This is a genomic window from Ruegeria sp. SAZD013, assembly GCF_059612525.1.
This window is the reverse complement of the sequence record NZ_JBXWQT010000019.1, coordinates 40409-61190: the sequence shown is the minus strand read 5'-3', so window position 1 is coordinate 61190 and position 20782 is coordinate 40409. Positions and strand designations below refer to the sequence as shown.

Annotated in this window: 19 protein-coding genes; 8 read left to right on the top strand and 11 right to left on the bottom strand. The window is 58.1% G+C overall.

Annotated elements, in window-relative coordinates; translation table 11 throughout:
• Window positions 1-7: 7 nt before the first annotated feature.
• The 4 genes from AC2FLU_RS05360 to AC2FLU_RS05345 all read left to right on the top strand — a co-directional run bounded on the left by AC2FLU_RS05360 (window position 8) and on the right by AC2FLU_RS05345 (window position 5378).
• Complete coding sequence (locus AC2FLU_RS05360) at window positions 8-1051, top strand: glycosyltransferase family 2 protein (protein WP_480554321.1); 1044 nt, start codon at window positions 8-10, stop codon at window positions 1049-1051.
• Between the two features lie 185 nt (window positions 1052-1236).
• A complete protein-coding gene (locus AC2FLU_RS05355) occupies window positions 1237-2223 on the top strand; it encodes a glycosyltransferase family 2 protein (RefSeq protein ID WP_480482893.1) in 987 nt (328 codons plus the stop codon).
• Window positions 2220-3920: a DUF5927 domain-containing protein gene (locus AC2FLU_RS05350; RefSeq protein ID WP_480554320.1), complete on the top strand. Its 1701-nt coding sequence runs from the start codon at window positions 2220-2222 to the stop codon at window positions 3918-3920. The genes AC2FLU_RS05355 and AC2FLU_RS05350 overlap by 4 nt, the downstream gene beginning before the upstream one ends.
• Before the next feature lie 6 nt (window positions 3921-3926).
• Window positions 3927-5378, top strand: a complete 1452-nt coding sequence (locus AC2FLU_RS05345) for a nodulation protein NodH (RefSeq protein ID WP_480554319.1) — start codon at window positions 3927-3929, stop codon at window positions 5376-5378.
• Here the strand turns inward: AC2FLU_RS05345 and AC2FLU_RS05340 are convergent.
• The 8 genes from AC2FLU_RS05340 to hslO all read right to left on the bottom strand — a co-directional run bounded on the left by AC2FLU_RS05340 (window position 5362) and on the right by hslO (window position 14601).
• A complete protein-coding gene (locus AC2FLU_RS05340) occupies window positions 5362-5880 on the bottom strand; it encodes a L,D-transpeptidase family protein (protein WP_480474368.1) in 519 nt (172 codons plus the stop codon). The genes AC2FLU_RS05345 and AC2FLU_RS05340 overlap by 17 nt on opposite strands.
• 59 nt (window positions 5881-5939) lie before the next feature.
• Entirely contained in the window at window positions 5940-6725 is a 786-nt protein-coding gene (locus tag AC2FLU_RS05335) for an ion transporter (RefSeq protein ID WP_496808956.1), read from the bottom strand.
• Window positions 6726-6746: 21 nt separating this feature from the next.
• Complete coding sequence (locus tag AC2FLU_RS05330) at window positions 6747-7976, bottom strand: class I SAM-dependent RNA methyltransferase (protein ID WP_480518200.1); 1230 nt, start codon at window positions 7974-7976, stop codon at window positions 6747-6749.
• A 39-nt stretch (window positions 7977-8015) separates the two neighbouring features.
• Window positions 8016-9848, bottom strand: a complete 1833-nt coding sequence (locus tag AC2FLU_RS05325) for an ABC transporter ATP-binding protein (RefSeq protein WP_496808957.1) — start codon at window positions 9846-9848, stop codon at window positions 8016-8018.
• Window positions 9845-11683, bottom strand: a complete 1839-nt coding sequence (locus tag AC2FLU_RS05320) for an ABC transporter ATP-binding protein (RefSeq protein ID WP_480554318.1) — start codon at window positions 11681-11683, stop codon at window positions 9845-9847. Before AC2FLU_RS05320 ends, AC2FLU_RS05325 begins: the two co-directional genes overlap by 4 nt.
• 191 nt (window positions 11684-11874) lie before the next feature.
• Window positions 11875-13029 (bottom strand): CCA tRNA nucleotidyltransferase, encoded by a 1155-nt coding sequence (locus AC2FLU_RS05315; protein WP_480474373.1) that lies wholly within the window; start codon window positions 13027-13029, stop codon window positions 11875-11877.
• Window positions 13026-13622, bottom strand: coding sequence for a CoA pyrophosphatase (locus AC2FLU_RS05310; protein ID WP_480474374.1), 597 nt, complete (start codon window positions 13620-13622; stop codon window positions 13026-13028). The genes AC2FLU_RS05315 and AC2FLU_RS05310 overlap by 4 nt, the downstream gene beginning before the upstream one ends.
• On the bottom strand, window positions 13615-14601 hold the full coding sequence (gene hslO / locus AC2FLU_RS05305) for an Hsp33 family molecular chaperone HslO (protein WP_496811901.1): 987 nt from the start codon (window positions 14599-14601) through the stop codon (window positions 13615-13617). The genes AC2FLU_RS05310 and hslO overlap by 8 nt, the downstream gene beginning before the upstream one ends.
• A gap of 76 nt (window positions 14602-14677) precedes the next feature.
• Between hslO and AC2FLU_RS05300 the strand changes: the two genes are divergently transcribed.
• Window positions 14678-15121 (top strand): NUDIX hydrolase, encoded by a 444-nt coding sequence (locus AC2FLU_RS05300; protein ID WP_480474376.1) that lies wholly within the window; start codon window positions 14678-14680, stop codon window positions 15119-15121.
• Here AC2FLU_RS05300 and AC2FLU_RS05295 read toward each other — a convergent pair.
• Window positions 15118-16392, bottom strand: coding sequence for a PP2C family protein-serine/threonine phosphatase (locus tag AC2FLU_RS05295; RefSeq protein ID WP_480474377.1), 1275 nt, complete (start codon window positions 16390-16392; stop codon window positions 15118-15120). The genes AC2FLU_RS05300 and AC2FLU_RS05295 overlap by 4 nt on opposite strands.
• Window positions 16393-16554: 162 nt before the next feature.
• Here AC2FLU_RS05295 and AC2FLU_RS05290 point away from each other — a divergent pair, with 162 nt between their 5' ends.
• Window positions 16555-16884, top strand: coding sequence for an Hpt domain-containing protein (locus tag AC2FLU_RS05290; protein ID WP_480622666.1), 330 nt, complete (start codon window positions 16555-16557; stop codon window positions 16882-16884).
• Here AC2FLU_RS05290 and ilvA read toward each other — a convergent pair.
• Together ilvA and AC2FLU_RS05280 are read right to left on the bottom strand one after the other, a co-directional pair.
• A complete protein-coding gene (gene ilvA / locus AC2FLU_RS05285) occupies window positions 16881-18107 on the bottom strand; it encodes a threonine ammonia-lyase IlvA (RefSeq protein ID WP_480624800.1) in 1227 nt (408 codons plus the stop codon). The genes AC2FLU_RS05290 and ilvA overlap by 4 nt on opposite strands.
• A 58-nt stretch (window positions 18108-18165) precedes the next feature.
• Window positions 18166-18867, bottom strand: coding sequence for a hypothetical protein (locus AC2FLU_RS05280; protein ID WP_496811900.1), 702 nt, complete (start codon window positions 18865-18867; stop codon window positions 18166-18168).
• A 201-nt stretch (window positions 18868-19068) separates the two neighbouring features.
• Here AC2FLU_RS05280 and AC2FLU_RS05275 point away from each other — a divergent pair, with 201 nt between their 5' ends.
• Complete coding sequence (locus AC2FLU_RS05275; protein ID WP_496811899.1) at window positions 19069-20295, top strand: argininosuccinate synthase; 1227 nt, start codon at window positions 19069-19071, stop codon at window positions 20293-20295.
• Between the two features lie 32 nt (window positions 20296-20327).
• Window positions 20328-20732, top strand: a complete 405-nt coding sequence (locus AC2FLU_RS05270) for a DUF1810 domain-containing protein (protein WP_480518265.1) — start codon at window positions 20328-20330, stop codon at window positions 20730-20732.
• Window positions 20733-20782 lie beyond the last annotated feature (50 nt).

Here is a 20782-nt window from a genome sequence, read left to right as displayed (position 1 = left end):
GGCCCCGGTGACGTCCAATACGGTTCAGACACTCCCTGATATCGGTTGGCGACAGGAATACCGGTTGCGCTGGAAACGGCGACGCCTTCTTTGGCGCTCGATGCGCAGCCGACATCAACTGACCTGCCTGAAAGATCAGACAAGCAGGATACGGGGCAACGACATTCTGGCCTTTACCACCTTGCGGAATGAAATCACCCGCCTGCCCTGGTTCTTCCGTCACTATCGCCAGCTGGGCGTGAACCATTTTCTGATCGTCGACAACGGCAGCGATGACGGCTCGGCTGAATACCTGCAAGGGCAACCGGATGTTTCCCTTTGGCAGACCCGGTCCAGCTATCGCGGATCACGCTTTGGGCTGGACTGGCTGAGCTGGCTACAGATGCGATACGGCCATGGCCACTGGTGCCTGATGGTCGACGCGGATGAGCTGCTGGTTTATGCCCGGCACGACCGCCAATCTCTGCATGAGCTCACAGAATGGCTGGACCGGCAGGGGCGGGCCGGGTTTGGCGCTTTGATGCTGGATCTGTATCCAAAGGGGCCGTTGGGCGACCAAACCTATGACCCGGAAACGGATCCGATCAAGGTGCTGAACTGGTTTGACGCAGGCCCGTATCGTGCGCAGCGGCAAAGCCCGATGGGAAACCTGTGGGTTCAGGGCGGCGCACGCGAGCGGGTGTTTTTTGCCCAAGCGCAGCAGCGATCCCCGACGCTGAACAAGATCCCGCTCATGCGGTGGTCGCGGCGCTATGCCTATGTAAACTCGTGCCATTCCGCCCTGCCCCGTCGTCTGAACGCAGAGTATGACGGGCCGGGCGGCGACACCCCGTCCGGCGTGCTGCTGCACACGAAATTTCTACCGGACATTATTGAAAAATCCAAAACTGAAATGCTGCGCCGCCAGCATTTTCATGACCCGAACCAGTTCGGCGCGTATTACGATCAGATACTCAATCAACCAGACATGTGGACCCCGCAATCGGTGCGCTATACCGGCTGGTCGCAGTTGCTGGAAATGGGGCTGATGCGCGACGGCGGCTGGCGTTGAAAACAAATCGAGGGGGATCAACGGCACCTTTACCATTTCCGGGGTTTAAAAAAGTTGCCTCAGAAGAGGTAGAAGTGGCATAAACCCACAATGTCCTGTCGCACCAGCGGTCACGGCAGGTTCGGGGAAAGCTCGCGTCATAATAAAGGTTGGGCAGTCGCGTGAGCCTGTTTGATTCATACAAGATGAGATTGCGGCGCAAGCGCCGTATTCTGCGCTGCCTCAGACGTCGGCGCGAACTTAAGCCCGCCAGCACCAACACGTCTGCCATCCGCCGTGACGATATCCTGTTGATGAGCGTTGTGCGAAACGAGAAAATTCGCCTGCCCTACTTTCTGGAATATTACCGCAAACTGGGCATCGACCATTTTCTGTTCATCGACAATGACAGCGATGACGGCAGTTTCGAATTCCTGAAAGAGCAGGCCGATGTATCGGTCTGGCGGACAACAAGCAGCTACAAACGTGCAAGCTATGGTCTTGACTGGTCGAATTACCTATTGCGCAAATACGCGCATGGACATTGGGTTCTGAGCGTCGACCCGGATGAGTTTTTTATCTACCCCTTCTGCGACACCCGCCCGATCCGCGCCTTGACAGACTGGCTGGACGGAAGCGCCGTGCGCAGCTTTGGCACCATGCTGATCGACATGTATCCCGAAGGGCCTGTCGATGCCGAAACCTATCGCGAGGGGCAGGATCCCTTTGAAATCGCACGGTGGTTCGATCCGGGGAATTACACGATCACCAAGAACCCCGATTACAAGAACCTGTGGATTCAGGGGGGCGCGCGGGCGCGGGTGTTCTTTCGCGACAAGCCATCCAAAGCCCCGGCACTGAACAAGATCCCGCTGGTCAAATGGGATCGGCGGTATGTCTATGTCAGCTCGACCCACTCGCTTTTGCCGCGCGGACTGAATCAGGTTTACGACGAATGGGGTGGGGAAAAGGCCAGCGGTTCGTTGCTTCATGCCAAGCTGATCGACACCCTTGGCGACAAGGCACGCGAAGAATTGCAGCGCAGCCAGCACTATAGCGGTTCTGGCGAATACAAGGCCTATGCCGCACAGCTTGAAGACAAGCCCGTATTCTGGTGCGAATGGTCTGAGGCCTATATCAACTGGCGGCAGCTTGAGATTCTGGGCCTGATGTCAAAAGGAAACTGGGCATGAGCGGTCTGGGCATCGTCATGCTGGTTCATACCTCGCTGGACCGGGCCGAACAGGTCGCGCGCCATTGGACCGCTGCCGGATGCCCGGTTGTGATCCATGTGGATCGCAAGGTGCCCGGTGAAGAATTTGCGCGATGCGTCGCGTCCTGTTCCGACAACCCCCGGATCGCATTTTCTGACCGGCATCAATGCGACTGGGGCGGGTGGGGCATCGTTGCTGCTTCACAAAGCGCGTCCGAACTGATGCTGGAGCGGTTTCCGGAAACGCGCCACATATTCCTGTCGTCGGGGGCCTGCCTGCCGCTGCGCCCGGTTCAGGAGCTGATCGATTACCTGGCCGACCGGCCTCGTGTCGATTTCATCGAAAGCGCGACAACGTCTGATGTCAGCTGGACAATCGGCGGGTTGGATCATGAGAGGTTTACGCTACGGTTCCCGTTTTCCTGGCGAAAACAGCGCGGATTGTTCGACGCATATGTAAAGCTTCAGCGCGCGGTCGGGTTTCGCAGGAAAATCCCCGACGGTCTGGTCCCGCATATGGGCAGCCAGTGGTGGTGCCTGACCCGTCAAACACTGTCTGCCATTCTGCAGGACCCCAAGCGCAAACAATATGACAGCTACTTCCGCCATGTGTGGATTCCGGATGAAAGCTATTTCCAGACATTGGCGCGGCTGTATTCCACACATATCGAGAGCCGATCCCTGACCCTGTCCAAGTTTGACTATCAGGGCCGCCCGCACATTTTCTACGACGATCATCTGCAATTGCTGCGGCGATCAGACTGTTTTGTTGCCCGCAAGATCTGGCCCCGTGCGGAACGGCTGTATCAGGCGTTTCTGACCGATCAGGCCAGTGCGATGAAACCGGCAGAACCCAATCCCGGCAAGATTGACCGCGTGTTTTCCAAGGCGGTCGAGCGGCGGACACGGGGGCGTGACGGGCTTTACATGCAAAGCCGGTTTCCCCGGCACGGCAGTGAAAACGGCCTTACCTCGTCACCCTATTCCGTATTTCAGGGCTTTTCCGAACTGTTTGAAGATTTCGAAGATTGGCTGGCCGCGGCCACTGGCACACGCGTGCACGGGCATCTGTTTGGACCCGAGCGTGCGGAATTTGCAAAGGGTGAAACCATCACAAACGGTGCGCTTAGCGATTGTGCTTTGCTGCGCGATTACAATCCGACGGCCTTTCTGTCGAATCTGATCTGGAACACACGCGGCGAACGCCAGTGTTTCCAGTTCAGCCCCCGCGACACGCAGGACATCAATTGGTTTCTGGCGCGGGACAAGAATGCGCAAATCTCGGTCATCACCGGGGCCTGGGCGATTCCGCTATTCCGGTCGAACCTGAATTTTTCGGATATCCGGTGCGAGGCCGCGCGTCTGCAACAGATCGAAACCAAACAGCTTGAGGTACTGACCTCGGTCTGGACCAAAGCGCGGATGCGCAGCTGGTCTCTGGCCGATTTCATTGAAGCACCCATGGAGCCCTTGCAGACAATCCTGGACGAGATTGGCGCGCATCAGGCCAGCCACCTGACCGAAGTGCCCACCATGGTCGATCTGTCCGGGTTCGGGAAGTTCCTGCAAAACCTCAAGAACCAGGGAATGCACCCTTACCTGATGGGCGATTTTCCTTCGGACGATGTGTTCGGCCGTCAGACGAAACCCTATCGCAAACCCTATCTGGTGCAGTAATCATCCATGCCAGCCAATTTTGACTACTTCGTTGTTCTGGCTGCCATGCGCACAGGGTCGAACCTGCTTGAGGCCAATCTGAACGCGCTGGACGGGGTTTCCTGCCACGGCGAAGCCTTCAACCCGCATTTTGCCGGCAACCTGAAATCCGATACCCTTCTGGGTCTGTCGCTGGAAGACCGCGATGCAGATCCGATGCGGCTGTTGACGGCAATCCGTTCGGCACCGGGCGACTTGAACGGTTTTCGGTATTTCCAGGACCACGATCCACGCATTCTGAAGCCAGTGCTGAACGATCCGCGCTGTGCCAAGATCATTCTCACGCGCAATCCGCTGGACAGTTTTCTGTCCCTGAAGATCGCGCGCGCCACGCAGCAATGGCAGCTGAAGAACGTGAAGCGCCGCGTCGATGCACAGGTTGCGTTCGACGGGGCCGAGTTTTCTGAGTATCTGGATCAGGTCCACAGCCACCAGCACATGTTGCGGCGGCATTTACAGAAGACCGGTCAGACTGCCTTTTTCATTACCTATGACGACCTGGCCGAGTTGGACGTTCTGAACGGTCTGGCCGCATGGCTGGGGGTTGAGGCGCGGCTTAGCAAACTTGACGATACTCTGAAACCGCAAAACCCGGCTCCTGCCGTATCGAAAGTCACCAACCCCGATGAGATGCAAGACGCCCTGTCCAAGCTGGACAGGTTCGGATTGCACCAGCCCGCCCGTTTCGAACCAAACCGGGGCGCGGCGGTGCCGCAATACGTCGCCGCAGCCAGATCAGCATTGATGTATTTGCCCATTCGCGGCGGCATAGAGCCTGTTATTGCGCAATGGATGGCCAGCCTGGATGGCTGTTCTACGGACGATCTGGTCACAAACCGGAACCGCAAGGAAATCCGCGTCTGGATGCAAGACCACCCCGGACACCGAAAGTTCACCGTGTTGCGCCACCCGTTGGCACGGGCGCATTCGGCGTTCTGCCAGTACATTCTGGATACCGGGCCGGGCAGTTACAAGATGGTCCGCAATTATCTGCGCAACCGCCTCGACCTGCCAATCCCCGGGCAGGTACGCGACAACAATTACTCGGTCGAACAGCATCGGGATGCATTTCTGGCGTTCCTCGGGTTCCTGCGCATGAACCTCAACGGTCAGACGCCGATCCGCGTTGACGGGACGTGGTGCAGCCAGTCCCGCACGCTGGATGGCATTGCCAGCTTTCTGATGCCCGACGTGATTCTGCGGGAAGAGGAGCTGATCACGGCTCTGCCGGATCTGGCCCGCTCAACAGGCCACCCCAATCCGCCGGTTCCCGGCCCGTGCGCGCAAGATGTTCCGTATACGCTGGATCAGATCTATGACGAACAGCTTGAAGCGCTGGCATCCGAGGTCTACCAGCACGACTATGAAACATTCGGGATTGCAGCGTGGGCGCCTGTGCCCCCTAAGGGCGCAGAGTGATCAGCGTCCCTCGGTTGACCATCGCATAGATTTCTTCGATCTCGTCATTCTTGACCGCGATGCATCCCGCGGTCCAATCCGGAGTTTTCTTGGCGCGTTTGAACTCGGATCGCAGATTTGGCTGCCCGTGAATGAAGATGTCCCCACCCGGATCAACTCCCTCAGCCTTGGCCTTGGCGATGTCCTGAGAGTTGGGATACGATATCCCGATAGACAGGTGATACCGGCTGTTGGGGTTGTGCCGATCGATCAGGTAACTTCCTTCGGGCGTGCGGCCGTCTCCGCGTTTGGTTTTTGTGCCCTGCGGCGCAAACCCCAAATCCACATCATATTCCTTGAGGACTTTTTCGTGGTGCAACAAATAAAGTTTGCGCGCGCCCTTGTTGACCACCAGCGAGGTGACCTCGGGCCCATCATAAGTCAGAAAATTTGGTCGGGCTGATGCACAAGCCGAAAGGCCCAGCGTTGCCATCGCCCCCAATCCGAATGCTCGACGATCCATGTTTCACTGCCTGCTTTGTTTTTTGGGGCTTATTATGCCAAAAAATGCGAAAACTGAAATCACTTTTTGATGTTCAAGTTTTCGGTCAGATGCCGCTCGATGCTCTCCAAGCGTTCCAGAACCTCATCACGATACGCATCAGTTTTGACCTCATCCTCTGCATGGTGCGCGTCCTGCATGGAATTTACGATCAGACCCACCAATAGGTTCACCACCGCAAAGGTGGTGACCATGATGAAGGGGACGAAGAACAGCCAGGCATAGGGATAAACCTCCATCACCGGGCGGACGATCCCCATCGACCAGCTTTCCAGCGTCATGATCTGAAACAGTGTATAGGCTGACCGGCCAAGATCGCCGAACCAATCCGGGAAGGTTGCCGAGAACAGCTTGGTCGAGATCACGGCACCGATATAGAACAGAATTGCCATCAGCAGGAACACACTGGCCATTCCCGGCAGGGCCGAGATGAACCCTTCAACCACCCGGCGCAGTCTTGGCGCAACGGAAATCACGCGCAATACCCGCAGGATTCGCAGGGCTCGCAGAACGGACAGGCCTCCGGCGCTGGGAACAAGCGCAATGCCGACGATCAGGAAATCGAAATTGTTCCAGCCGTTTGTGAAAAACCTGCGCCCAGTCGCGATCAGTTTCATGGTAATTTCCGCCACAAAGATCGCAAGGCACAGCTTGTCCAGCATCACGATCAGCGGCCCGGCGGCTTCCATCAGGGTCGGCGACGTCTCCATCCCTAAAAGCACTGCGTTAAGGATGATGACAGCCGTTATGAATTGCCCGAATGCAGGCGCTTCGATGATGTTCAGCAAACGCTGTCTGAAACCCATGGGTCGCTTTCTCCTGTCTGATCAAGATGCGGCGTTCAGGGTAAACCGCGCAGCAAGTTCCGTATGTGACGACCATCGAAACTGGTCAACGACCTGCACCCATTCAAGGGTATAGCCAGCGTTAACCAATATTTTTGCATCGCGCGCGAAGGTGACGGGGTTGCACGAGACATAGGCAATCACCGGGCGTCTGGCCTGTGCCAGCTCGGCCACCTGCGCCTCGGCACCGGCGCGGGGCGGGTCCAGTACGATTGCGTCAAACGATTTCAGTTCATCCGGCATCAACGGACGACGGAACAGGTCGCGGGCCTCGGTCGTCACGCGTTTCAGACTTTGCGCCCTGCGCCAGCCCTGATCCAGTGCCTGCACCATGTCTGCCGCACCTTCTACCGCGTGAACCTCGGCTTTTTCCGCCAGCGGCAATGAGAATGTGCCGCTGCCCGCAAACAGGTCAACAATTCGTTTCGCACCCTGCGCCGCCTCGGAAACGGCCTGTAATAGAGCCTGTTCTCCGTCTTTGGTCGCCTGAAGGAAGGCACCGGGCGGCGGCGTGACGACGGCGGCCCCAAAGCGCTGAACCGGAGCGTGGCGCATGGCGATCACTTCACCATCCCAGCTGAGCCGCGCTAGACCGTGTTTTTCGGTTTCTTGCGCCAGTGCCAGCTCCAGCGGCCCATCCAAGGGCTTGCCGCCCTTGACGGCCACATCCAGCCCGCCTTCGGACAGGGTGAGCGTGACGGCCAAGACGCCCTTGCGGCTGCCGCCCAGAACCGCCAGCGCCTCGGCCACGGAAATTGCGGCGATCAGGGCCGGGTCAAGCAAACGGCAGTCCGGGATTTCGGTGATCGTATCCGATGCACGTCCATGGAACCCGGCCAATGTGCCTTTCTTGGTCCGCCTGACGGCAATCGTGGCGCGTCGGCGTGAGTGTTCGGGAGATGTGTGTATCGGACGCATCGGCGCCTCAACCCCCTGCGCGGACAGGGCGTTGCGGACAATGCTCAGCTTCCAGTCGGCGACAAACGCATCAGAGGCGTGTTGCAACTGACAGCCACCGCAGGCTTTGTAATGGCGACACGGGGCCTTTACCCGGTCATCAGACGGCACCTCGACGCGGATATCGGTCAGCACCTGATCAACAAGGGTGCCGCTGACAACCTCACCCGGAAGGGTGCGCGGGGCATAAACGGGCCCATCAGCGATGCCGTCGCCCTGATGGCCAAGCCGGGTTATTGTGTATTTCTGCGTCATGAGGGGCCTGATATCCGGGCTTTGGGTGCAACAAAACCCTTATTCGGCAGCTTCTGCCTGAATGAAGCCACCAGATTGCCGATGCCAGAACCGGGCGTAAAGCCCGCCCTGATCCAAAAGGTCTTCGTGGGTTCCGGTTTCCACGATTTGCCCCTGATCCAGAACGATGATCCGGTCCATCTCGCTGAGCGTTGACAATCTGTGGGCGATGGCCAGAACGGTTTTGCCCTGCATCACCCGGTGAAGCGCCGATTGAATCGACGCCTCGACCTCGGAATCAAGGGCTGAGGTTGCCTCGTCCAGAACCAGAATGGGTGCGTCCTTAAGAATAGCGCGTGCAAGGGCGATCCGTTGCCTTTGACCACCGCTGAGCTTTACACCTCTCTCGCCCAGATGAGCGTCATAGCCGGTACGGCCCTGGGCGTCCTTGAGGCTCAGGATGAAGTCATGCGCTTCGGCCTTGATTGCGGCCTTGATCAACTCGGCCTCGGACGCGTCCGGGCGGCCATAGAGGATGTTTTCGCGGGCGGACCTGTTGAACATCGCCGTTTCCTGCGTGACCATGCCGATCTGGCGGCGCAAACTGTCCTGCGTGACTTGCGACACGTCCTGCCCATCGATGCAAATAGCGCCGTTTTCCCTGTCATAGAGCCGAAGAAGAAGCGAAACGAGTGTTGATTTGCCCGCCCCTGAGGCACCGACAATTCCCAGCTTTTCGCCCGGTTGCACGGTGAGCGTCAGGTCCGTAACACCGCCGACGTCCCGGCCGTAAGCAAAACTGACATCTTCGAACGAGATGGATCCTTCGGTTACATCAAGATCTTTCGCGCTGCGCGCATCCTCGACCCTGTCCCGTCTGGCCAGCGTCTTCATCCCGTTTTCGATCTCACCCACATTGGCATAGAGCCCCATCAACGTGAAGCTGACCCATCCGGTCATCTGCGAAATCCGAACCGACACCGCGCCAGCGGCAACGATGTCACCGGCGGTTGCCATTCCGAACTGCCATAACCACAGCGTCGCCCCCAGCAGGAGAACAGGCAGAATGCCGGCAAGCGCCATCAGGATGAACCGGAAACTGGCCGACAGCTTGCCGAACGCCAGTGATTTTTTCCGCAGCTCGACCATCGAGTGCCGCGCGGCCTGATCTTCGAAATCCGAGTGCGCAAAAAGCTTGACGGTTTTGATGTTGGTGATCGTGTCGACCACCTGCCCCGAAACCATCGCCCGCGCCCCTGCACGTGCAGCCGAGCGTATGCGAATACGCGGCAGGTACCAGCGCACCAGAAGGAAATAGACCACCAGCCAGGCTGCAAAGGGCAGCATCACCAAAGGATGAATAGACCCTAACAAAAGCAAAGAGCCCGCTAGCGACGCCAACGCAAACACAATCGCACTGATCGTTTCGGACACGACCGAGGCCATGGCGTTCGACGTCTGCATCTGTTTCTGGGCAATGCGCCCGGCGAAATCATCGTCGAAATAGGTGACAGACTGGCCCAGCGTCCAGCGGTTCAGCTTGGCCAGCACCAAAGGCGTGATGTTGGGCATCACGATATAGTTGTTTGAAATCGAAGACAGCCCAAACAGGATCGGGCGCAGCAGCATGAAGAACACCACCGCCCCAAAGATCATCCACATATTCCCGGCGGTCATGAAATGCTCGGGCCCGCTGGATGTTGCCACATCGATCACACGCCCCAGAATCCACGCTGTTCCAGCCTCCATCGCGCCAGCCAGGGCCGAAAAGAACGCGGCGACAAACAGCATGGGCCACGCGCCCGAAAGGCTCCAGCGAATGAACGCCCCCAATGTCTGCGGCGGGGGCGTTTCTGTGGTCCTGAACGGATAGATGAGATCGGCAATCTTCATTCAGCGGCCTCCGGGTTCATGAAGCCGCCAGATTGCCGCGCCCAGAACTGCGCGTAAAGGCCACCCTGCGCCAATAGATCAGAATGCGCGCCCTCTTCGACGATGCGGCCCCCGTCCATCACCAGAATGCGATCCATCTGCGCAATGGTGCTGAGACGGTGGGCGATTGCGATCACGGTCTTGCCCTGCATCATTCCGTAGAGCGTTTCCTGAATTGATGCTTCGACCTCGGAATCCAGCGCCGATGTCGCCTCGTCCAGCAAGAGGATTGGCGCGTCCTTCAGGATCACCCGGGCCAGCGTTACCCGCTGCCGCTGACCACCAGACAGCTTTACGCCCCGCTCACCCACATGCGCATCATACCCGGTGCGCCCCTGCGGGTCTTGCAGGTCAAGGATGAACGCGTGCGCTTCGGCCTGTTTGGCTGCGGCAATCATCTGCGCCTCGGTCGCGTCCGGACGACCGTAAAGGATGTTGTCACGCACAGAGCGATGCAGCAACGCACTATCTTGCTGGACCATGCCGATATGGCTGCGCAGACTGTCCTGTGTGACATCCGCTATGTTCTGATCATCAATCAGAATGGCACCGCGTTCGACGTCATAAAACCGCAAAAGCAGCTTTACCAGAGTCGATTTCCCGGCACCCGACCGCCCAATGAGACCGACTTTTTCGCCGGGCTGAATGGTCAGGTTGATGTGGTCAAGCCCACCGGCCTCGCGCCCGTAATGGTGCGAGAGATTGCGGATCTGGATCTCACCCCTGGTCAACCGCAGGGGTTTGGCCTCGCGCGCGTCAAGCAGATCGATGGGTTGGGCAATGGTCTCCATCCCCTCAGCCACGATACCAAGCTGGCGGAAAAAGCTGGTCAACGCCCACATGATCCATCCGGTCATGGCGTTCAGGCGCAGGGTCAGTGCGGTTGCTGCCGCGACGACGCCGACCGAAGCGGAACCCTGCATCCACAAGGCAATTGCCCAGCCCACGACACCCACGATCAGCACCCCGTTCAGGGTAACCAGAACCGCATCCATGATGGTGAAAATCCGCATCTCGATCTGGAATGTCCGGCGGGTTTCCTCGATTGCTTCGCGGGCATAGTCCAGCTCTTGCGGGCCATGGGCGAACATCTTGACGGAATGAATGTTGGTATAGCTGTCCACGACGCGGCCGGTAACAGTTGATCGCGCATCGGAGGCCGCCTTGGAGGCCGGCCCGACACGGTGAACCGTCCAGCGCACCAGCATCGCGTAGAACACAAACCAGATCAGCAGCGGGATCAACAGGCGCGCATCCGCTACATAAAGCAGGATCGCCGCACCGACCAGGTAGGCCAGTGAAAAGGAAATCGCGTCAAAGACCTGAAAGATCACCTCACCCGCTGCGGGCGGTGTCTGCATGATCCGGTTGGCAATTCGCCCTGCAAAATCGTTTTCGAACCAGCCAACCGACTGACGCAGAACGTGTTTATGGGCGCGCCATCGGATCAGAGTGCCAAAGTTCGGCAGGATCGTGTTGTTCAGGATCAGTACGTCGACCAGATGCAACAAAGGGCGCAGAAACAGGACAAAGGCCGCGATCAACAGCAGCTCGGTCCCGTGGTTCTGCCAAACCTCGGTTGGGGTACCGCCCAACAGGTCGACGACACGACCCATATAATAGATCAACCCGATCTCGACACCGGCGACGATAATGGAAATCAGCGCAGCCCAGACAAAGACCCGGTAGAACGGGCGCGAATAGTCCAGCAGGAACGGCCACAGCCGGGTCGGCGGCGTGTCAGCCTCATGATAGGCGACAAAAGGGTCAACAAGGTTTTCGAAATAGCGAAACATGGAGTGTGCTCCGATTGAGCAGAGAAAAAGACGTGCGAAGACAGATGGCGCCTGAACACCACCCTTTACGGGGCAAGTGTCCCGGCTTTAGCCGAACCAGATCCCGTAATACATTCGCATTCCTCCATCCATATGACGGGCGCACCTAACCACAATGGGCAAAAGTTGTCATCCCCTTTTGAGACTAAACATCAGCTTGCAAGCAAGTCTTCGCGTGACAGCTCAAAACCCGACGCGATCCAGAGGCTTTCAAGCTCGGCCAGTTTCTGGCCCAGCGCCGGGCCGGTGAACCCGGGGATCAGGTCCTTGGCCTGTATCGGGAAACGCGCGGCTGCACCTGCGTGCAGGTCCTGTCTGAAGTTTTCGGACCAGGGTTGTTCAAAGAAGGCGCACCGCAAAAGGGTTTTGTTCAAACCGCCTTCGTCACCATACCGATAGCCCAGTTCAGCCACGCTGGTGGTTGACTGCGCTTCCGTCCGCATTCCGGTCAGGCGTTGCAGTTGCGAACGGCTCAGGCGCAGGGTTGCGGCATCATCGGGCGTCGCGATAGCCGCCAGACGACGCAGGGGGTTCGGCTCGGCACCTGCCGCATTTTCCAAAGCGACCAGCGGTGCCAGCGACCGGTCATCCGCGCCCGGCAGCAATTGCGCCAATACGCCGGTGCTGCGCATCGTCGCAATGGCCGGGGCCGGATCAGGCGCGCCCAGCAGTTTCAGCAGTTCGGCCCCGACGCGTTCCCGCGACAACGAGGTCAGCCCATCAAGATTGGCACCAATGGCAGCCAGCGCGTCCGGGTCGAAACCGGCATCCGGGTCACCATACCAAGCGTGAAACCGGAAATAGCGCAGTGACCGCAAATAGTCTTCGCGAATGCGATCTTGGGCCTCGCCGATGAACCGCACGCGCCGGGCCTGAAGGTCGGGAAGCCCGCCAAGGGGGTCTAACACGGTGCCATCTGGCAGTGCATAAAGCGCATTCATGGTAAAGTCGCGCCGCGCGGCATCTTCTTCGACGTTATCGGAAAAGGCGATGACGGCGCGGCGGCCATCAGTTTCGACGTCACGCCGGAAAGTGGTGATCTCGTGCGGGATACCGGCGCTGACCACTGTAATCGTGCCATGGTCGATACCGGTGGGGATGGCCTTGAGGCCCGCTGCCTGCGCCATCTCGACAACCTGTTCAGGCCGGGCGTCAGTGGCAATGTCGATATCCGACACCGGCGCGCCCAGCAGCGCATTGCGCACGCACCCGCCCACAAAAAGCGCTTGCGCCCCGGATGAGGTCAGGGCGGCGCATACCTTTTGGGTCGCCGGTTCGCTGACCCAAAGTTCTTCAATCTGCATCATTCATTCACCCGTGCAGCAAGCCCGCGCAATATGCGGGCCGTCGCGCCCCATATGTAATAAGGGCCGTACGGAACTGTGTAATATCTGCGTTTCTGGCCACGCCAGCGGCGAGATTCAACCAGATAGTTCTTGGGATTCAAGAGATGCGCAAGGGGGGTCGAAAAGACTTCGTCGACTTCGCCGGGTTCCGGAACAGGTTGGAATCCCTTTCGAAGAACGGCCACCACGGGTGTAACCGTGAAAGAGGTGACTGTTTCATGCGTCGGCAGGTAACCCAGAATTTCTGGAAGATCCGCGGGAAGACCAATCTCTTCCTGTGCTTCGCGCAGGGCCGTAGCCGTGACATCTGCATCCCCTTCATCCTGTTTGCCGCCGGGGAACGCGATCTGACCCGGGTGGTGTTTGAGGGCCGAGGACCGTTTCGTCAGAATCACCCGAGGGGTGTCATCTGCAAGCGAGATTGCAACCAGAACCCCCGCCGGGCGCAGGCGACGCCCGGGCGGCAGGGAAGTGTCCGGGTTCAGGTCAAAGTCGCTGGACCCGTGACCGGGACGGCGCAGCGCCGTCCGGATCTGTTCAATCGGGTCAAGCACCCTTGCGGTCTTCGGCTTCAAAGCCAACTGTTGACGGATCGAGCACGTAATGTGCGCCGCAGAACTGGCAATCGGCAGTGACCTGACCTTCGGGCGTCGTCATCTTTTCGAGGTCCTTTGCCGAATAGATCGACAGGCTCTGCCGCACCCGCTCTTCGGAGCAGGTGCAGCCAAACTGCACGGACTGCGCATCATAGACCCGTGGCTGTTCTTCGTGGAATAGCCGGACCAACAATTCAGTCGGCGCAATTGAAGGACCGATCAACTCAAGATCCTCGACTGTGTCCAGCAGGATATTGACCCGGCCCCAGTTTTCGCCCTCTTCGCCGTCGACCAGATCGCTGGCGGTCAGAATCTCGCCATTGCCTTCCCCCGAGGCGGCGAATGGCGAGGCTTTGGGCATATGCTGCAACATGATACCACCGGCACGCCAGTGTTCATTCACGCCGGGCTCGGTCGATTTGCCAAAGCTCAGCGAGAACCGGGTTGGCAGCTGTTCGGACTGCGCAAAATAGGCCTCGGCGCAGGCGCTGAGAGAGGCTCCGGTCAGCGGAGTGATGCCCTGATAGGGCTGCGTGCCTTTGCCCTGATCTATCATGATGGCAAAATACCCTTCGCCCACCTGATCGAAGGGGGCCGTATCAGTGAGCCGGTCACGGTCAAAGCTGGCATAGGCCCGGATCTGCGCAGGCTGGCCTTCGGTCTTGGGTGCGTAATAGTCGGTCGCAATCATGCGCACCGGCCCCTTGGACTGCACCTGCAACGACAGCTTCCAGCGCAGCGCAACCGTCTGCCCGATCAATGCGGTCAGCAGGGCCATCTCGGCCACCAGCGCCTCGACCTGTTCGGGGTAGTCATGCTGCTTCAGGATGCCATCCAGCACACCATCCAGACGAGCCACACGGCCACGCATATCCGATACATCGAGTTGAAAGGGCAGGACGGTATCGTCCCACGCGATTTTCGTTCCAAGAGACATGGGGTTTCCTTACGCGCCACAGGTTGGCATACCGGCACCATATAGGTCGAACAGATTAGGTTTTAAGGGGCCATACATGATCAGGCGGTTCGGTGAAACCCCAGAGCCGGGGCGGAAATACACGCGACGGGTCGGTGTTTACGCACTTTTGCCCCGCAGAAGTCACCTTTTGCTGACCTGCCAGACAGAACCCGGACCCGACCTGCAATTGCCCGGCGGGGGTATTGATCCGGGCGAATCACCTGTTACCGCCCTGCATCGTGAAGTCTTTGAAGAAACCGGGTGGATTATTGCTGCACCCCGACGGATTGGCGCCTTTCGACGCTTCACCTATATGCCGGAATACGACCTGTGGGCCGAGAAGGTCTGCCTGATCTATCGCGCCCGCCCCGTACGCCGCATAGGACCGCCGACCGAGGCGTTTCACGAAGCGTTGTGGATGGAAACCGCCGACGCCGTCGGTTTACTGGGAAATGACGGTGACCGGCATTTTGCCGAAATACACCTCGGCTCGCTTTAAGGTCCGTTATATTCAAAGAAGACGGCCGAGACGTCGTCTCCGATACCGTCTTTCGGTGACATCACTTGTGTCAAACGCCAGAACATATCGTCCAGAAACTCTGACCCGCCCCTTTCCGAGATGCTCTGTTGGGCCATCTGACGCAAACCGTCTTCGTCCAACAAACCGCCACCAGCCAGTTGGCATTCGGTAAACCCGTCCGAGTACAAAAGCAGCTTGTCGCCGGGCTGCATCTGCGTTTCGATTTGTTGAAAGCTCGCATCTTCGATCAATCCTATGGGCAAGCCTCCGTCACCAAGAAACTCAGCGCGGCCACCCTGCCGCAGCAGCAGGGGATGCGGATGCCCGGCTTGCACCATCTTCAGATGCCCGTTGCGCAGGTCGACGATGGCGTAGACCATCGTAAAATACTCTTCGATACCTTCATCGGCCATCAGCCGGGAATTGAGCGTTTCAGCCACATGTTCTGGTGGCAGAAGTGCGTAAAACTTGTCGAACCTCCGCTCCATCGCGACGTTCTGATCGAAATGCTTGCTGGACAGATATCCCCCCAATCGCGCCGTCATCATGGCCGAGGTGATACCATGCCCGGATACGTCGATGCTGTAGAACCCAAGCCGGTTCACCCCGGGCGAGAACATCCCCACCAGATCACCGCCGATATGACCACAAGGTTTCAGCAACAAACTGACCCGCGATTTGCCGAATGTCCGGGTCAGTTCGGGAACCAGCGATTCCTGAATTTTCCGCGCCTGCATCAGGTCCTTGTCGATCGCGTCATGCGCAAGCCTGAGTTCCTTGAGCGCGGATTCAATCAGGCGGTTTTTCTGGGAGAGCTCGCGCTGCATGTCCAGAATGCGCGCACCAGCTGAAATCCGGGCGCGCAGTTCGTCCGCCTCAAGCGGCTTGATCAGAAAATCGTCGGCCCCGGCATCCAGACCGCGCGCGACTTCCTGCTTTTCGCTTTTGGATGTCAGAAGGATGAAATAGCTGTATTGATCCGTTTCCAAGGCCCGAAAGGCACAGCAGAATTCAAGGCCGCTCATCCCCGGCATGACCCAGTCGCTCAGCACAAGATCGGGCGGATTATCGACACAAAGCGCCAAAGCGGCATGGCCTGTATCGGCCTCGATCACCTCGAACCCCCATTTCCTGAGCGAGGCCACCAGAATGCGCCGTTGCAAGCGGCTGTCATCCACCACCAGCACCGTGCGGATCGCGCCGAAATCCAGATCAGTTCTGGTTTCCTCAAGACTCGCCCCCGGCACCATTTACCCTCTGCTCTGATGAGTTTCGTTACTTATGGCGACCCTATCGCCGACTGATTTAACATCCGGTGAAGAGTGACGATTGCCGAAGCGTGGCCCCGTTAACCTGCTTTTTACCGGACGCGTCTATTCAGAACCATGACCATTCATTAGCTGGTGTATAGGATGATCCACTGGGCCAGAGTCAGGCAGTTGCGGGATGAAGTCGGCCCCGAGGAATTCGATGAGGTGGTAGAGATATTTCTGGAAGAGGTGCAGGACGTGATCACCCGCCTGCGCCGCGATACCAACCGGGCCGAGCTGGAACAGAACCTGCATTTCCTGAAAGGAAGCGCGTTGAGCCTGGGGTTCGATCAATTCTCGAAACTCTGCCAGGATGGGGAACGGCAGGCCGCAGCAGGGCAAGGGGCCGAGGTTGATCTGCCGGCGCTTTTGGCCGCTTTCAACAGCTCGAAAACCATGTTTGAAGCTGAGCTGAACAAGAACCTGAGCTAGATCACGAACTGTGCCAGCGTCTCGTCCTCGGTGATGTCGGTATAGGTGAACCCGGCATCGTCCAGATGGGCAAACAGGCGCATAAAGTTTTCGGGCTTGCGGGTTTCGATCCCGATCAGAACCGAACCGAAATTGCGCGCCGATTTCTTCATGTATTCAAACCGCGCGATATCATCCTCGGGGCCGAGAATATTCAGGAACTCCTTCAGGGCGCCGGGTCGCTGCGGCAGGCGCAGGATGAAGTACTTTTTCACACCGGAATAACGCTGCGCACGTTCCTTGACCTCGGGAAGGCGTTCGAAATCGAAATTGCCGCCGGATGTCAGGCAGACCACGGTCTTTCCGCGAACAAAACTTTGGATATCGCCTACTGCCTCGATCGCCAGCGCCCCCGCAGGTTCCAGCACGATGCCTTCAACATTCAGCATCTCAATCATGGTGGTGCAGATACGGTCCTCGGACAGCACCAGAACATCCGACAGGTGACGTGATTTCAACAACTCGAACGGCTTTTCACCGATCCGCCCGACCGCCGCGCCATCGACAAAGGTATCTACTCGATCCAGCGAAACAGGGTGTCCTGCTGCGAGGGCTGCGCGCAGACAGGCCCCTCCGGCCGGTTCGACGAACAGGCAATGGGTGCGGTCCCCGAACCAAGTGGCCACGCCGGCGGACATGCCGCCTCCGCCCACGGGAAGTACAATGTGATCGGGCGCACCGCCCATCTGCCTTTCGATTTCAACCGCCAGCGAGGCTTGCCCTTCGATCACATCGGCATCGTCAAAAGGCGACAGGAAATACCCGCCCTGCTGTACGCACCACGCTTGAGCGGCAGCGAGCGTGTCATCGAAATAGTCACCGATCAGATGAATCTCGACGTTATCCCCGCCAAAAATGCGGGTTTTCTGGATCTTCTGCTGCGGCGTCGTGACCGGCATGAAGATCACGCCCCGGACGCCCAGATGCTTGCACATGAAGGCCACGCCCTGCGCGTGATTGCCCGCACTGGCACAGACGAACAGGTCCTGCCCCTGCTGCTTGCGCATGGCGTTAAAGGCACCGCGGATCTTGTAGGAGCGCACCGGGCTCAGGTCTTCGCGCTTGAGCCAGATATCCGCCCCATAACGTTCGGACAGGTGGGCATTGCGCTGCAACGGCGTTGCCGGGAAGACAGAGCGCATCGCCTTTTCGGCGGCGCGGGCGCGAGTCATGAAGTCAGTCATGCGGCATTCCCTGCCCCATCAGCGCGATAAGGGCAAGGAATACATATGTGTACGCGGGTCAGGAGAGTTGGCGTTTTTCAATAAAGACGCCATACATGGTTGTCAGGATGCTGACGTTGATCAACGGCAGGATCAGCATTCCAAAAAACAATGTCAGTAAGATGCCTAACAGAGGAATAAACGCCAACCCGGTGAATATTAGCTGAACCAGAAATTGGAACAGAAAATTCACGATCAAAAGAACAATAATAGCCCCCGATGCACCCTGAGTGCTGTTCCATACATCTGCCAGAGTCGCCGGGTGCCCGATAGCTGCCGCTGGCAAGACGATAGAAAGGCGATAAAAGCAGACAACCAGAAAGATGGCATAAACAGCGACAAGCGCGAATCCGATTGAGCCGCCACTCAGTGCTGACATAACAAAGCCCATCGGAAGGAATGCAATGGCCATCAAAATTCCCAACATCAGAAAGCGACCGAAATAGGCCTGAATCCTGTCGAAGCGGAATGTCGGGAGTATTCCCGTGGGATATTCTTCCATCAGGATGAAGCGGTGCCATGACACCGCGATCCAGAACATGGTAACGGACATTACCGCCAGTAAAACGACCACAAAGACAAAGGCTGAACCTGCGGTTGCACCTGGCGGCAACGCGCCTGTGTTGTCTTCAAGCGCCTCAAGCGGAATACCAAGCGCCAAAAACACGCCCACGATGATGATTGTCGCAATTAGAGCAGGGCCAACCGTTATCTGTAGCACCTGCTTGATGTTTCCAAATACCATCCGCACAGAATGCAAGAAAATCTGCCATCCCAACATTTTAAACCGCCCCTTCAACCAATGCTTGTTATTCTCTGCACCCGTTTCACCCCATTTCAGGTACTGCGTCAATCCTCACAACTTGCCCCCGCGTCCAAAACCCGCTAGGGGCCAATCGTTCTACGCATAAAGGGAAGTCAGATGTCCGCGCCCAAGAAAGTTGTTCTGGCCTATTCCGGTGGCCTTGATACCTCGATCATTCTGAAATGGCTGCAGACCGAGTATGGCTGTGAGGTCGTGACCTTCACTGCCGATCTGGGTCAGGGCGAGGAGCTGGAGCCCGCGCGCCAAAAGGCCGAATTGCTGGGGATCAAGCCCGAGAACATCTATATCGAGGATATCCGCGAGGAATTCGTCCGCGATTTCGTCTTCCCGATGTTCCGTGCCAATGCGCAATATGAAGGTCTGTACCTGCTGGGCACCTCGATCGCGCGGCCGCTGATCTCGAAACGCCTGATTGAGATCGCTGACGAAACTGGTGCTGATGCCGTCGCCCATGGTGCAACCGGCAAAGGCAATGACCAGGTCCGGTTCGAACTGGCAGCATATGCGCTGAACCCAGACATCAAGGTGATCGCCCCCTGGCGTGAATGGGATCTGACCAGCCGTACCAAGCTGCTGGAGTTTGCCGAGCAGAACCAGATTCCGATTGCCAAGGACAAACGGGGTGAGGCGCCGTTCTCGGTCGATGCGAACCTGCTGCATACCTCATCCGAGGGCAAGGTTCTGGAAGACCCTGCCGATATGGCGCCCGACTATGTCTATCAGCGAACCGTCCACCCCGAGGACGCCCCGAACGAGCCTGAGTTCATCGAGATCGGCTTTGAAAAAGGCGACGCGGTCAGCATCAACGGCGAGGCGATGAGCCCGGCTACGATCCTGACCAAGCTGAACGAATACGGCGGCAAGCACGGTATTGGCCGTCTGGACCTGGTCGAAGGCCGTTTTGTAGGCATGAAGTCGCGCGGTATCTACGAGACACCCGGCGGCACCATCCTGCTGGAAGCGCACCGTGGCATTGAATCCATCACCATGGACCGTGGCGCGATGCATCTGAAAGACCAGCTGATGCCGCAATATGCGGAACTCATCTATAACGGTTTCTGGTACAGCCCCGAGCGCCAGATGCTGCAAGCCGCCATCGACAGGTCGCAAGAGCATGTCACCGGCACCGTTCGCGTGAAGCTGTACAAAGGTCTGGCCTCGACCGTGGGTCGCTGGTCGGATCATTCGCTGTACTCTGAGGCGCATGTGACCTTCGAAGAGGATGCAGGTGCGTACGATCAGAAAGATGCGGCAGGCTTTATCCAACTGAATGCGCTGCGTCTGAAACTGCTGGCTGCGCGCAACAAGCGCCTGTCCAAGTGATCGACGAAGACGATAGCGACGACGAACTCGACATGTTCATCGAGGCGCAGGACACGGTTTGGGCCGATGTCCTGCGCGAACTTGAACAGGGGCAGAAAACCAGCCACTGGATGTGGTTCGTGTTTCCGCAACTGGCCGAGCTAGGCCAATCCCATATGGCACAGCTCTACGGCATTGAAGATCTGGACGAGGCGACACGCTATCTGAACCACCCGGAACTGCGCGACCGGCTTAGGCAGGCGGCCTCGCTGATGTTGCTGCACGCAGGACGCGATGCCAGCGACATTCTGGGCGGGATTGACGCGAAAAAGCTGCGATCTTCGATGACATTGTTTTCGTCTGTGGCAGATGCTCCGCCCGAGTTTCGTGCTGTTCTGGACGCCTTCTATGGCGGTAAGCCTTGTGACCGGACGGTTCAGATCCTCGGCGCATCGTGATCAGAAGTTCCAGTTGGGTCAGCCTTGCCTGTTCGGCACCTGACGCATTA